At 26.3% G+C, this 14,271-nt stretch carries 9 protein-coding genes; 1 reads left to right on the forward strand and 8 read right to left on the reverse strand.

What is annotated here, in order from left to right; all coding sequences use genetic code 11:
* Window positions 1-272: 272 nt before the first annotated feature.
* From AYC61_RS07885 to AYC61_RS07920, 8 genes are all read right to left on the reverse strand, one after another.
* The gene (locus tag AYC61_RS07885) at window positions 273-1,538 is read right to left on the reverse strand and encodes a CapA family protein (protein ID WP_066499347.1); all 1,266 of its coding nucleotides are present in this window, start codon (window positions 1,536-1,538) and stop codon (window positions 273-275) included.
* 253 nt (window positions 1,539-1,791) lie between these two features.
* Window positions 1,792-2,028 carry a hypothetical protein gene (locus tag AYC61_RS07890; protein WP_066499350.1) on the reverse strand — a complete coding sequence of 79 codons (237 nt, stop codon included), beginning with the start codon at window positions 2,026-2,028 and terminating at the stop codon, window positions 1,792-1,794.
* A gap of 109 nt (window positions 2,029-2,137) precedes the next feature.
* Entirely contained in the window at window positions 2,138-4,237 is a 2,100-nt protein-coding gene (locus AYC61_RS07895; protein WP_066499354.1) for a cellulose biosynthesis cyclic di-GMP-binding regulatory protein BcsB, read from the reverse strand.
* 18 nt (window positions 4,238-4,255) lie between these two features.
* Entirely contained in the window at window positions 4,256-5,521 is a 1,266-nt protein-coding gene (locus AYC61_RS07900; RefSeq protein ID WP_156456392.1) for a glycosyltransferase family 2 protein, read from the reverse strand.
* Between the two features lie 18 nt (window positions 5,522-5,539).
* On the reverse strand, window positions 5,540-7,153 hold the full coding sequence (locus tag AYC61_RS07905; protein WP_156456391.1) for a polysaccharide deacetylase family protein: 1,614 nt from the start codon (window positions 7,151-7,153) through the stop codon (window positions 5,540-5,542).
* Complete coding sequence (locus AYC61_RS07910) at window positions 7,146-7,985, reverse strand: diguanylate cyclase domain-containing protein (protein WP_066499366.1); 840 nt, start codon at window positions 7,983-7,985, stop codon at window positions 7,146-7,148. The genes AYC61_RS07905 and AYC61_RS07910 overlap by 8 nt, the downstream gene beginning before the upstream one ends.
* 44 nt (window positions 7,986-8,029) lie before the next feature.
* Window positions 8,030-9,154, reverse strand: coding sequence for a glycosyl hydrolase family 8 (locus tag AYC61_RS07915; RefSeq protein WP_066499378.1), 1,125 nt, complete (start codon window positions 9,152-9,154; stop codon window positions 8,030-8,032).
* Between the two features lie 669 nt (window positions 9,155-9,823).
* Window positions 9,824-10,999, reverse strand: a complete 1,176-nt coding sequence (locus AYC61_RS07920) for a radical SAM protein (RefSeq protein WP_162265453.1) — start codon at window positions 10,997-10,999, stop codon at window positions 9,824-9,826.
* A gap of 1,003 nt (window positions 11,000-12,002) precedes the next feature.
* On the opposite strand from AYC61_RS07920, the gene AYC61_RS07925 reads away from it, so the two are divergent.
* Window positions 12,003-13,529 carry an IS1182 family transposase gene (locus AYC61_RS07925; protein ID WP_066499383.1) on the forward strand — a complete coding sequence of 509 codons (1,527 nt, stop codon included), beginning with the start codon at window positions 12,003-12,005 and terminating at the stop codon, window positions 13,527-13,529.
* Window positions 13,530-14,271 lie beyond the last annotated feature (742 nt).

A 14,271-nucleotide genomic window follows, 5' to 3' on the forward strand; every position in this document is an offset into this window, starting at 1 on the left:
TTCTTTATGTACTCTTTATTTTACTAGAAATTATTTAAATGTAATAATAGAATAATATAAAATGAAGAATCTGTGTAAAAACTTCTTCTTCTTACAATTATAATATATTTAATGTATATTTAAAACAGAAAGAATAAAAATAAATCAGATTTACTATATATTGAAATAATTGTAACACCCCTGTAATATACATAATTAAAATTTTACATTCTTTTATGATTATAAACTTAAATCCACGATTTAAATCGTGGATTTAATATATAACTCTATTTTTACTGCATTAATTCCATTGTGTGTTCATATGACTGTTTTATTCTTGCTAGTACCTCTGAACTGAAGCTAGTATCGTCACTTTCTATATATTCTAAAGTAGGAATTACATCATAGTGAAATTTTCCATCTGTTTTATATCTATTCACCCATGTTGGTATATACTCTATTGCCTTTATTATTGTTTTATTAGCTTTTATATCCTTCTCTAAGTTAAGTCTTATCATAAGTCCATCTTCAGTATATTCTTTATTTTTTATACCGCCCATAGTCTCTCTTCTTTGGTTTGAAATTAAATTTCCCATAGAATAAATAATAAACTTATCTTCACCATTATGTTTAACAATTTCTGCATCTTGTACAACATGAGGATGACTACCTAGTATTATATCAGCTCCCCACTCAATCATTTTTTTAGCAAGATTTTTTTGTATATCTGATGGATGTCTATTATATTCATATCCCCAATGCATACACATTATTACAAGGTCTACCCCTGCATCTTCTGCTTTTTTTATCTCATCTTTGATTTTTTCTTCATCTATTATATTAACCATTTTTTCAAGCTTCGCTTTTTCCATATTGTTTTCAAAACCATTACACCCATACGTATATGATAAAATAGCCATTTTTATACCGTTTACATCTTGTATTAAAATTTCATGATTATCATCCTTATATGTTCCTGTGCTTTTTAAGTTATACTCTTTTATGACATCTATTGTACGAAATAATCCACTTTCCCTTTTATCTAAGCAATGATTGTTGGCTGTTGTCAATACATCAAAACCAGCATTCTTTATACTACCTATAGCACTATCAGGGGTATTAAAAGTAGGAAAACCAGTAAATCTATATTTATCACCTGCTGTTACTGACTCAAAATTACATATTGCTAAATCAGCTTCTTGTACATATGGCTTTATACTCTTAAAAAATGAATCAAAATTATACGACTTAGTTTGCTTGTCATAACCAGCTTTTAGTTGTGTTGAATGAAACATTATATCTCCAGCAGCCAATAAAGAAGCTTGTACCACATTATCTTCAATATTTTCTTCATTACTATTATCTTCATTATTATTTTCTTCTTTTACTATATTATCTCCATTAGCTGGTAATTTGTCATCAGTTGCAGAAGTTGTCCTAGTTAAGCTTCTAAAAACTGCTCCTACTGAAAAAGTCATTAATAACAGCAAAACAACAAAAAATAAGATTCTTTTTAATCTATTTTGGTTTTTTCTTTTTCTTCTGTATCTACTATTCATAATATATTAACCCCTTTAATTTATTAATTTATTAATTTCTATATATATTTACATCTTAACATAATTTAAGGGCAATCTCAAAATACTATTTCGAGTCGCCCCATTGGGTTATTCAACCCCTTATTATTTTTCTTCATATAAGTTATTATAATATTCAAATTAAATAAAATCAACATGATTTACAAAACAGCTTACTCGGTAAAGAATAAGTTTTAGTTACAAATCTAAAGAAATTTCATTTTGAAATAACCCTTTAATCTTCATAATCACCAAGAGATTCTAACATTTCATTTGTTGTACTTGCAATTTCTTCGACTTTATCTTTTAAATCACTAAATTTATAAGCAATATCAGCGTCTTTAACTTTACCATTATTATTGGATACTAATAGCAATTCAATATTATTCACATGTTCTGCATTGCTAAAATTATTATCATTTATAATCCTAATTTCTTCAATAATGTTCTCAATATTAACATTATCATCCATAAACAACACCTCCAAATTGATAACATTATTATAGACAGTTTATATTTTTTTATTCTAAAATCATGTAAAAATTAGCTTAAGGATTTTTTAACTTACTTATTATTCAATCTCAGAATTTATTCTTTTTTCTTATTATCAAATAGATACTAGTGAATATCAAAACTAAAATAACTATGCTATACAATATTAACCTCTTTACATCAGATTGCATTATTCTAGGTTCTGAAACTTCTTGTTGTATATTTTCTTTATCACTTAATATTAGAATTTCTTCTTTATTGTATTGATTATAATATAATGTATTTATGTTGCCATCTTTATCTATTGTTACAACATCTCCCTTTAGTTTTGCCACAAATTCATAATCTGATAAATAAACTGTACACCAATCTAACCCTTCTTCAATAGTTGAAGATATTAACATCAAGTACTTTGTTTTTTCATAAGGTGATTTTATCATTTGAAGAATAGACAAATCTACTCCTTCTAAAAATGAAATTTTGTCATTTGAAATATATTTTTCATAAGCTGGATCAAATCTTACATGGAGTTTGCTATTTATGCTTCTAACAAAACTATTATTATTTGGAGTCCCTACTATAATAATGTTTTGTTTTTTGTTATCTAAAGTTTGAAATTCATTACCTTTTACTACTTTGACTTCATTTATAATCTCTGCACTCTGCCCAATAAAACCTAATGTATTAATTGCTGTATTAAATTCTCCTTGATTAGGACTATCTCCTAAAACAATAACTACATCTTCTAATATTTTGTTTTTCACAAATGGACCTGTATAATAGTCAAAATAATAGTACTCTTTTTCTTTGTGAGGTAGATAAAAATATGATTTGTTTGACAGATAAACCCATGAACTTTCTCCTAACCTGTAGTCACAATCTTTCCTGATTGTTTCCAGATAAAACACTATTCTTATCTCGTAATAAGTAGTATATTTTATATCTTTTGGAAGTTCGAGCTCTATCAAGTCATTATTCACTCTATCTACAGACAGCTTTTTACTTCCTATAGGAATATCATTTATATAAACAGTTACTAATGAACTGTCAAAATCTAAAGCATCGCTGTATCTAAGCTGTAATGCTAATTTAGCATCTTCACTTACAATCCAGTTTTTAGGTATGTTTATATCATATTTAACTTCTTGATTGAATAATCCATTTACAAAAAAACTATTATACTGTAAATCTTCAAGAGTCAAATAATCTTTACTAGATGTATTTAAATCTTTGATAATTATATTTTCATCTATCACCTGTGTATCTTTTTTCATTTGTTGCTTTATATCATCATTAAATAGGCTTCTTATGCAACTAGATAATATTTTTTTATTGTTTGATAATATTAACAATAATCTCTTTTCTTTATTAAATGGTGATATTACTTCTTTTATTAATCCTTTGTTTTTGATAATTCTTTTTTCATCTGAATTAAGTAAATCAAGCAACCTTGATGGCATATCGGTATATGATCCAATATAGATGATATTAGTGTCTTTAAGTTTATCTGTTTCGTTTATTTTAATACATTGTTGATTTATATTTACATTTTTTTGTTCTCTACCAAAATATGCGCTTGCTAACATGATACCATCTAACTCTATATCTGATTGATTGTTATCTAATAAATATGCAAAGTTCATCGGATTATCTAGTGATGGTTTTATATACGGGTATGGAAATTCTTTTAAACTTATTGTATCATTACGATACCTATATTTTACGTGTACATATGATTCTTTATGTAATAGTATCCAATTAGCAGGATTTATGTAATCAGTACATGGATCATCTGTTATTCTATGATAAGCCTCAATTTTAATCTCATTATATTTTTTTATTTGAGAAATCGATAAAGGAATTTTTATATTCTTCTTATAAACTTGTTTATCAAATAAAGTTGTACTATAGATTGGAATGTTATTTAATGAAACTGTTATTGTTGAACCTTTATATTTTTTAATTTGGCTTTGACTAAAAATTAATTCAATATAAGAACCTTTCTCTACTATCCACTGCTCATCAACATTAAAAAACATTGAATATTTACTTAATACTCCACTTATTTTTGTATCATTTTGTAATAAAAAATTCTTAACATAAATAGTATCAGAAATATCAGCTATTGAATGTTTTGCACTAATAAATATTAAAATGATTACAAATAATATCAAGTATTTTTTTTTCATTAATAAACTACAGCTCCTTTAGAATCTTTCTGTCTTATACCACTTTATATCTTTATTTAGTAAAATATCCTTTAGGTATGAAATGATTCCTTTGATAGATACAATAATCCACAACTGACAATATGTAAAATACATAAGTGATACTAGCATTATATTTTGAGGATTGCTTTCTCCTTTTTCTAGTGTCAGTGTTATACTAATTTCTAGTATAAATAATACATATGCAAGTATCCAAATGACCAAGTAATTTCCACTTAGACTAATCTTTATATTTGTAAACAGACCTAAAACAAATATTACATCTGAAATAATTACTGATGATAAAAACAGGAAATAGACTGAAATAAAATAATACAAATCAAATAGTATGCTTTTAGTTTTGTGTCTAAAAATTCTTAAAAAATATTTATTCAATACGTAAATATTACCTTTAACCCATCTCGTTCTTTGCTTAAACCAGACTTTTAATGTTTCAGGTTCTTGTTCCCATGTAACTGCTAGAGGCATAAAACAAATTTTATATCCTAGTTTATATATTCTAAAGCTAATCTCTGTATCTTCAGTTATTGCATCTGAATCCCAACCACCCAGTTCTTGTATTACGTTTCTTCTTATGATAAAGTTAGTACCCGGAATCGTACATAATCTAAACAACTGCCACCTTCCAGCTTGAATCATCCACTGAAAACTCAAAGTTTCAATATTAATGAATCTAGTAAGTAAATTTTTATTTTTATTTCTTGTTCTAAACTTTCCTATAACAGCACCATACTTCTGGTTACTGATTATAGTACATACCAGATATTTCAAAGACTGTTTTTCAGGAGTATTATCAGCATCATAAACAACTATATAGCTACCTTTTGATTGCTTAAAACCTATATTTAGAGCATTTGACTTTCCTTTGCCTCCATTTATTTTATCTGTAGTTATTATGTTCAAGTTAAAATCAACTAATTTATCTTTAAGTCTTTTTAATATTTCTCCTGTCTTGTCTGTTGAATTATCATTTATTATTATAATTTCTAATTTATCTTTAGGATAACTTAGATTATATAAAGCTCTTACAGTTTTTTCTATGACCTTTTCTTCATTGTGAGCAGGTACTAGTATGGAAATATTAGGAAAATCTATCGTATCATTAATATAATTTCTCTTTTTTCTATCAATACTTAAATAGAACATAAATCCATTTAATGCTAAAATGACATTGAATAACAGTAAAAACCAAGTTGAAGCTACAGCATATAAAAATAGACTGTCTACTATATTTAGGCTAGTTATCATATAGTATCTCCTTTTTTACTTAAATAATTTTTTGTTGCTTTGTCTCTTGAAAAAAATGAAAATTAGAACTAATAATATACAAATGAAAAAAACTACATGTAATAAAACATTTATTCCAAATGAAAATAGACTTTCAATAACATTTTTTGTAACATTCTCGTTTATAGAACTAAAAGAATATTTACCATCTTTTATTTTAATATTTATATCATTTAATTTAACCCAATGATCGTAATTTCTTAGATCATAATATGTGATCTTAGCATTTTCAAATAATTTTATTAGTTTTTCTAGCTTCTTTACGCCTAAATATGAATGATAAAAAACTCCGCCAAGTCTACCTCTAACAACTGATAATTCATTTATATTATTAGTAATTTCATCAATAAAAAACGGATTTTCTTCTGTTATATATCCTAAGTTTTCTGGTATAAACTTATTAAAAAGCTTAGTATTTCTAAGCTCAAAGGGATACTTAGTTGTTGTAAAACTATTATCAGCAGTTTGTATATGTCCTATATATGTTGAAAATATATTTTTTAACGCTCTATAGCCCTCTTGGCTAATGGCATAATGTGGTGCTTCAAATGCAATTGGATATATTTCATTTTTTACACATTCTCTTAGTCCCATTTCTATTCTCTCATATAACCATTCGTCTATATCACCCTCTATAGGTTTGTCTTCAATTCCATTCCAAAACTCAAATCCTTCACCTGATGTTTCTCCTCCAAACCGCTGATGTGTAAAACCATGAAGCACTATACTACCGCCAATTTTTTGTAGGTATTGTATTGTCTTTATAAATTCCGGTTTATCAGACATTTTTGTTATATAATTAGTTTCAGGGTTAACATATGCTGGTATCAAGGCTATCATAAATGGAATATTTCTGTTATATAAATATTCACCTATATTCTTTAGCTCTTCACAATTGCTAAATGGATGAACATCTTCTATACGTATATAAACCTTGGTCAAATTATTATCATCAATATCTATTTCTAAAAATTCATATAAGGCATCACATATTATGTAAAACAACACAGTATTTACTTCTACTCTGCCAATGTACCACAGATTATTATCATTAAATAATAAAGGATACTTTTTTAATCCATTATTGACCCAAGCATATGTATGTACATTGTCAAAACCATTCTTTAGATAGTTAAATTTCCTTTTTGCACCGAGCTTAAAATTTTTATTTTTATATTCTATATCAACAAACTCTCTTGAAGTATCTATATTTGCATTGTATTTACTAGAATCATTTATCAATTTTTCTATTCCAAAACCCATCCAAAATATCTTTTTTTCTGTATTATTCAAATCATATATTAGTTGACTGTTTCTAAAATTACCTTTTAATCCTATAACTAAGATATAATCATAATTTTTGATTTCATTTTTTACATAATCGCTTTCTTGTTTTTCAACAACTTTCATATCAAAATGACCAAACAATTCACGTACTGATGTTACTATATCTTCACTGTAAGCAAAATAAAATCTTTTATCATAAACCAATAAAACCTTTTTAGAGTCTGGCTTTATTGAATAAATTCTTGAAGCTAGTGTTAAAACAATAATTGTTGGCAAGATAATAAATAGTATTTTTTTAAACATCAAACTCTAACTCTCTTTCAGCTATATCAGTAAATTCAAATGTTGATTCAATACTTGTTTCATATTTTGCAATTCCTACCTTAACACTAAAAACTAACTTATCAGCTTTATTTTTTCCATGTAACACTACTTCTTTTAAATCTTCTTTAAGCCTAGTTTTTACTTTTGCAGCTCCAGCAATACTAGTATTAGGCATAATAATAGCAAATCTATTTTCTAAAATTTTATACCTCTTGTCTTCAATTCTAGTATCTTTTTCAATAATGTTACTCATTATTGACATTATTTTATTAGTTTGAGCTCTACCGTATATCGCTAGTAAATTCCTATAATATTGAACTTCAATTATCATGAGCACTAAATTAAAACCATGTCTACTTGCTCTTTTCATTTCTTGTTCTAATTCTTTTATATATTCATTTATATTATCTAGTCCTGTTATTTCATCAACAGTTATCAGATCATCTAATTTTCTTTCATAATCAGTAGCTATATCTATTATTTCTTTTGTATTATCTCCTAATCTACCTGCTATGAAAGAAAACATAGGGATTAATATTAGCCACCAAAAACTATATTCTAAAGCTCTGTTTTTCATAACGCTTTCATATATAATAAAGCTTCCATATCCAAATACTAAAAAAGCACTTGCTAATAAACCAATAACAGTACTTGTATAATAACCTATAACTATTACAAAAAAACTAAATCCTAATAAAAGATAACTTGAAAATAAAATTTCAGCTTCATCGAGTACAAATGTAACAGTAAAAAATATCAAAATTATTAAGAGTAAAAAAAATATGTCTATATTCTTTCTTATCTTATCCATAGATACTCCTTTTCCCTAATAGCTTTATGATAAGCACACAACTCCTAAAAAGCTAAAATAGCTTGTAAATTATCAAAAGAATACACCTTAAATGTTTTTTTATCTCCAAAAGAACCATATATCATAGAATTTTTATCATTAACCTGTAATCTTATCATGATTCTAATCAAATTATTGTACAGTTTTAAATCATTTACCTCTTTAGCAATCCTAGCAGCTATTGCATAAACAGCTGTTGATTCTTCATAATTATTAACTCTTCCATCAATTGTATATCCACTATAAATAGCTTTTGACTTATATATTTGATTTCTAATCCAATCAATGCTTTCCTTTTTATGCTCTTTTACCTCGCATAAATGTAAAACTACTAACAAAGCATCTATAGTATTAATCTCATCACTTAAATAAGTATCATCATCAATACTGTAACATTTTTTATATAATGGGAATTTATCAGAGATATAGCCGCCATCAACTACTCTAAGCCCTTTATCATAAATATTTCTCCATGATTTATCAATATTACAAATTTGCTTAATCGTGAAAAAATCCATATATGATAACGTCAAGATATCAGAATAATCATCATATTCTAAATCGTAATAGTCATTTAAACATTCCTTGTAAATATTATGTTTTTTAAGCCCGTTATTTATATCTTGTAACAAGCTAATGTATTTATCTTCTTTCCATAAGCTATATGCATAAATTAAAGCTCTAGCAATTCTTAAATCATCAATTGAAGCGGATGTTGATGTGATATCTTTTCTATTTTCAATATATCTCCATTTAAAAAGTCCATTTGGAAGCAGTAAATGTTTCTTTATGTAATCAAAATGTTTATCAAACATTTTTTTATTATTTGCACTTGCATAAAAAAGCATAATTAAACCTTCTGATTCAGATAGTATTTCATATCCCGAAGCATCTGTATCAATTACAGATGAACTCAGATAATTAGTATATATACCACCATAATCAGAAGTAAGTTTATTTTCTATGAATTTTAAACATTTATCTCTATATGATTTATATGATGATTTTTGCAAAATACTAGCCTCATCTATGCTGATTTTATTAATATTAGGTGAAGATACATATACAAATATCGAAGATACAAATAATGCTAAGGCGACCCCAATAATTAAATATATATTTTTTTTCATTATTCCTTCCTTATCTATATTTGTTTATGTTTAGTATTACTATTATTTACTTTAAATATGCTTTGAAATAAGCAGATTCATTTAAGGTGTTTAATTTTGACTGATAATAACATTAAATGTATTAACAAATACTAATATGAGAAATAGTAACTATGCTCTATTTTTTAAATTTATATAAGTAATCAAAGATAAATAAAACTTATAATTTTATTTTTATCGTTTTAATTAATATTTTCATTACAAAAGCGTCTTGCGCCGCGTTAAAAGTGGTTACTCATATATATATATATTTTTTTTTTCTAATCACATCTACTCTAGTCAAACAGTAACCAACTGCTCTAGTAACTATTTCAACCAACAAATTCACTAAGGCTCAAACTGAGGTTTCTTAGTAAGTGACTTTTAAGAAGCAATTTTTTTAACTCTTATTGAAAAAGTCGAACTTTCTTATTATATAAAAAAGCTCTTTTCTGGCTTTAATTTCATTTAAATTCTTACCAGAAAAGAGCTTCTTTTTATTTAGATATAATAAATATACCTTAACGTATATTTATCATAGAATAATTAGGTGGACATAACAAGTTTCCATCATAACGTATTCTAAACAGTTTTTGTTTGCTTTATATGATAAAAGTTCTTTTTTGTTTATTTTTTCACTTCCTTTGAAAATTAAATACAATTTTCTTGATAATATCTATCAATAGAATCACAAATATCTCTCATTTCTAATTCATTCTTATTTAAATCTACCTTCCATTTTTTCATACTTTGTGCAAGCTCATTAAGATTATTTCTACATATTATATCTTCTATTTTTTCTTCTTCTATTGATCCCATAGAAAAAATTTCATCTGGTACAAATTCACAAGGTTTTATATTTCCATACTCACTTATACACCATTGAAAAATTCCGCCACCACAGTCAAAACAACTAAACTCTTTAAAGCTGTTATTACAACTACTTTCATCTCTACCTTCCCATTTATCAATATATATTTTATCTTTGTTTTTTTCACATAAATCACTTATAGTTTTAGCAACTTCATCTTCTTCATCACTTGATAATATTATTTTATTCTTTAATGCAATCGCCCTACCAAACGGTCTTAACGCTCCAAATTTCAAAAACTTCACACCATGTTCTATAGCTAAATCCACAATATCTTGCAGTCTATTTTTATTACTCTTTGTAACAATAGTTGCAATTGATACTAGTATACCTGCTTTAACAGCTATATCAATTCCTTTCATTGTAGCATTAAATGACCCTTTCAGCTTTGTAAACGCATCATGCTCTTCAGAAATATTAGAATACACAGAGATTTGAACATCCTTAACCTTTTTAAAATGATTAATATTATTTTTATTTATCAATACAGCAGTTGTTGTCACTGTAGTATTAAAATTATCACTACAATAATCTAAAACATCTAAGAATCTATGATAAACCATTGGTTCTCCACCAGTTAATTGTATTGATATTGATTTTCCTTTTAAGTATCTAAGTGTATCCATTAATTTATCATAATTTATAAAAGTATTTTTTTCTGCGCTACAGTTTTTAAAGCAATGTTTACAACTCATCATACATTTATTAGTTAAGCTTATAATAAGATGTATAGGTATATTTTGGGTCTTCATACCATTCTTTTTTATAATGTAATTTTTGGGATTTTTACTAGTTTTTATTAGCAAAGATTTACTTTCAATGAAATCATCCAAAATACTTCTTACTCTATCAGTATCATCTATTTCTAGTTCTGTCATTATTTCTTTAACTATTGTATTTTTGCACTTTATTCCATCTATTTTTTCTAACATATATACTTCAATATTATTTAGCATGTACCTTTGATTAGCCCTAAACAATATCGCATTCTTATTTAAATAATGTAATATCGAATTTTCCAATACATATGGATACATAAGCTTTTAAACAGAAATCTATCTTTCCGTTATTCCTCCTATCTATTTTTATAAACTCTCCACCCTAATTACTCCAAAGTCAAAATTCAAAGATGGAATATGAATGTTAGTTACTTAAATGTATAAAATTATTTACTAGAAAAACTGAGTTACCACTCAGTTTTTCTAAATTAAAAACAATTCTTATCTTTGCCCCAAAACATCAGGTCTGCAATACATCAATTCAACTTCACACCAAGCCATAGTGCTTGTACTTGGTTTATAATTTAAAAATTCTTTTTTATTCATTTTTTCACCACCTTATGTAATAATTTTTTAATATTATTTTCCCTGATTATTCATATAACTTTGAATAATATGTTTATTATTTTGGATTATAAGATTACAGCAAACTTTAAAAATAACGAGTTGTTATATCGAAAATTTGATTTTCTATGAATAATCTTTGTACAATATCAAAAGTTTAAAATATTCTAACTTTATAATGTAATTATATCATATTTACTGTAAATATTGTATAATTTTTCTTATAATGTATTGTATAACATTTCCTTATTTAACAATCCTTTTATTTTACTATTTAACTGTACAAAAGCGGCATACGCCGCGTTAACATTGATATCTCTATACGATATATTTGTTTATAAAAATATATCAATCAGCTATTTGTTGTAATTCTTTGAAGATTTGATATAGTCAAGCTTTGTGGGTCATATAGCTCTTTACTTTTCTGATTCAACGATATAAGAGATTTTTCTTACTCGGAGAAGGGCGTTTTTTTCGATTTAAATAATGTTAAAAAACACCCTTCAATGTCGTCAGACTGCGCAAAAACAAACTCTAAAAATTAATAAAAAAACTGCTCAAGCTATTATAAAATAGCCAATATATGATATAATTAAATAAAAAAGGAAGATAATACATGCAAAGATTTATAGAAGGAAAAAACAGAAATCAAATAAATATAGTTCCAATGTCTTTTGAAGATAAAATATCTAAGGATAACCCAGTAAGAATAATAGATGCATTAGTCGAAAGCTTTGATATGCATAAACTAGGGTTTGTTCATGCTAAAACTAAGAAAACAGGAAGAAAACCATATAATCCAAAGGATTTAATGAAATTATATATATACGGATATTTTAATGGTATAAGAAGTTCGAGAAAATTAGAAAAAGAATGTAAAAGAAATATAGAAGTAATGTGGTTGCTAAATGAACTAACACCAGATGATAAAACAATATGTAATTTTAGAAAAAATAATAAAAAAGCGTTGATGCAAGTTTTTAAACAATTTAGTATGTTATGTAATGAACTTAATTTGTACGGAAAAGAAATAATAGCAATAGATGGTAGTAAATTCAGAGCAAATAATTCAAGAAGGAAGAACTATACAAGAAAAAAAGTAGCTAAAATGATGAAACATTACGAAGAAATAGCTCAAAAATATATAGATTTATTAGAAGAAAATGATGAAACAGAAATTAAAAATGGAATAGAAAACAATTCTAAAGAAGAGATAAAAGAGAAGCTAGAAAAAGCTAAGAAAAGAATAGCAGAATTGACTGAAATGGCAGATGAAATTTCGAAAAACGGAGATATATCAATAACAGATCCAGATGCAAAACATATGGGTGTAAGCAATAATGGAACAGATATAGCTCATAATGTACAAATAGCAGTAGATAGTAAAAATGATTTGGTAGTAACAGTAGATGTAATAAGCTCAGCAGTAGATAAAAACCAACTACACAATATGGCATCAAAAGCAATTAAAGAACTAGGCATTGAATCTAATAAAAAAGAAGAAAATAAACCTATTGTAACAGTGCTGGCGGACAAAGGATATTATACTGGAGAAGAACTTTTAAAATGCAAAAAAGATAAAATAAAAGCAATAGTAGCACAACCTAGAAATGGTTCATGCACAGCTAATGAAGAATACCTAAAAGAAAAATTCGAGTATGATAAAAATAAAGATGTATATATATGCCCAAATAACCAGGTATTAAGAAATATAAGCAGACCAACATCCAAACAAAAAATATACAAGAATCCCAAAGCATGTGAAAAATGCAATGATAAAGATAAATGTACAACAGCTAAAAAGGGTCGTAAAGTACTTAGGGGCGAATATCAAGACATCTATGATGAAGCTGCTAAAACTATGGATGAAAATAAAAAATTGTATAAACGAAGACAAATGATAGTAGAGCACCCATTTGGAACAATAAAAAGGGCACTAGGCTTTACATACTTTCTAACTCGAGGAAATGAAAGTGTTAAAGCTGAGTCCTACATGCACTTTTTTATCTATAATTTAAAAAGAGTAATAAATATAATAAAAATAGACAAGCTATTGAAGCTATTAAAGGCAAAAAGGGCAACTTTTTTTGCATATTGTAAATATGTAAATTTTTTTGCTTATTTTACGTATCAAACAAGCTAATTTAATTTTTTAACAAAAGCTAAAATCAAGCTTTTTACGCAGTCTGTCGTGCACGAAAAATCTCTTACCCGCTTCTAAATATTTTTGATATTTTTGTTAGGGTAAAGCTTCGTAAGCTTTTCAATGAAACTACTCATTTATTTTCCTTATTTATTGATGTAGGATTTCTCTAAGAATCTTCTACGGCTCCGTAAAGAGCTTGTTTCCTTTGATCTAATAAAAGCGTTGAGGAAACAAGCTCTTAAAGTCGCTCTCCGAAGAAACCTTAGAGAAATCCTAGTTACATATTGATTATATTTTTTTAGATGAGGATTAATTTTTAAGTAACTCTTATAATCTATAGTTTATCATTTACTAAACACTACTAATCAAACCTTAAATAACTGCTAGAACAATATTCCAACAAAAAATTTACTAGGGTTCAATCTGAGGTTTCTTTGTAGGTGACTTTTAAGAAGTAATTTTGGGGCGCTTTTATTAAATGAAAAAAATTGCTTCTTTACAGGAACAGCAAAGATTCTCAGATTCGTGCCCCTCTCAATTTAGTAATGAATAACCATTATGTAAAAACTTCGGACTCACAACGCTTGACCTTAAAGAAATAAACCATTATATCCTTTAGAAGCTACAATACATTTTTTGTGCACGACATTGATGCCTATATTTTTTCATCTTCATATAATTAAAAAAATATAAGCATCTCCGAGTAAAAAAAATGTCTTGTAAAGCTTCAACACAAAAA

It is taken from the genome of Abyssisolibacter fermentans (genome assembly GCF_001559865.1).
GTDB classification, from domain to species: Bacteria; Bacillota; Clostridia; order Tissierellales; family MCWD3; genus Abyssisolibacter; species Abyssisolibacter fermentans.

What these genes read in the sequence shown, in the direction of transcription:
- AYC61_RS07890 (WP_066499350.1), bottom strand. Translation starts at nt 2,028, where the DNA reads ATGGATGATAATGTTAATATTGAGAACATTATTGAAGAAATTAGGATT.
- AYC61_RS07885 (WP_066499347.1), bottom strand. Translation starts at nt 1,538, where the DNA reads ATGAATAGTAGATACAGAAGAAAAAGAAAAAACCAAAATAGATTAAAA.
- AYC61_RS07895 (WP_066499354.1), bottom strand. Translation starts at nt 4,237, where the DNA reads ATGAAAAAAAAATACTTGATATTATTTGTAATCATTTTAATATTTATT.
- AYC61_RS07925 (WP_066499383.1), top strand. Translation starts at nt 12,003, where the DNA reads ATGCAAAGATTTATAGAAGGAAAAAACAGAAATCAAATAAATATAGTT.
- AYC61_RS07910 (WP_066499366.1), bottom strand. Translation starts at nt 7,985, where the DNA reads ATGGATAAGATAAGAAAGAATATAGACATATTTTTTTTACTCTTAATA.
- AYC61_RS07920 (WP_162265453.1), bottom strand. Translation starts at nt 10,999, where the DNA reads ATGCTAAATAATATTGAAGTATATATGTTAGAAAAAATAGATGGAATA.
- AYC61_RS07905 (WP_156456391.1), bottom strand. Translation starts at nt 7,153, where the DNA reads ATGTTTAAAAAAATACTATTTATTATCTTGCCAACAATTATTGTTTTA.
- AYC61_RS07915 (WP_066499378.1), bottom strand. Translation starts at nt 9,154, where the DNA reads ATGAAAAAAAATATATATTTAATTATTGGGGTCGCCTTAGCATTATTT.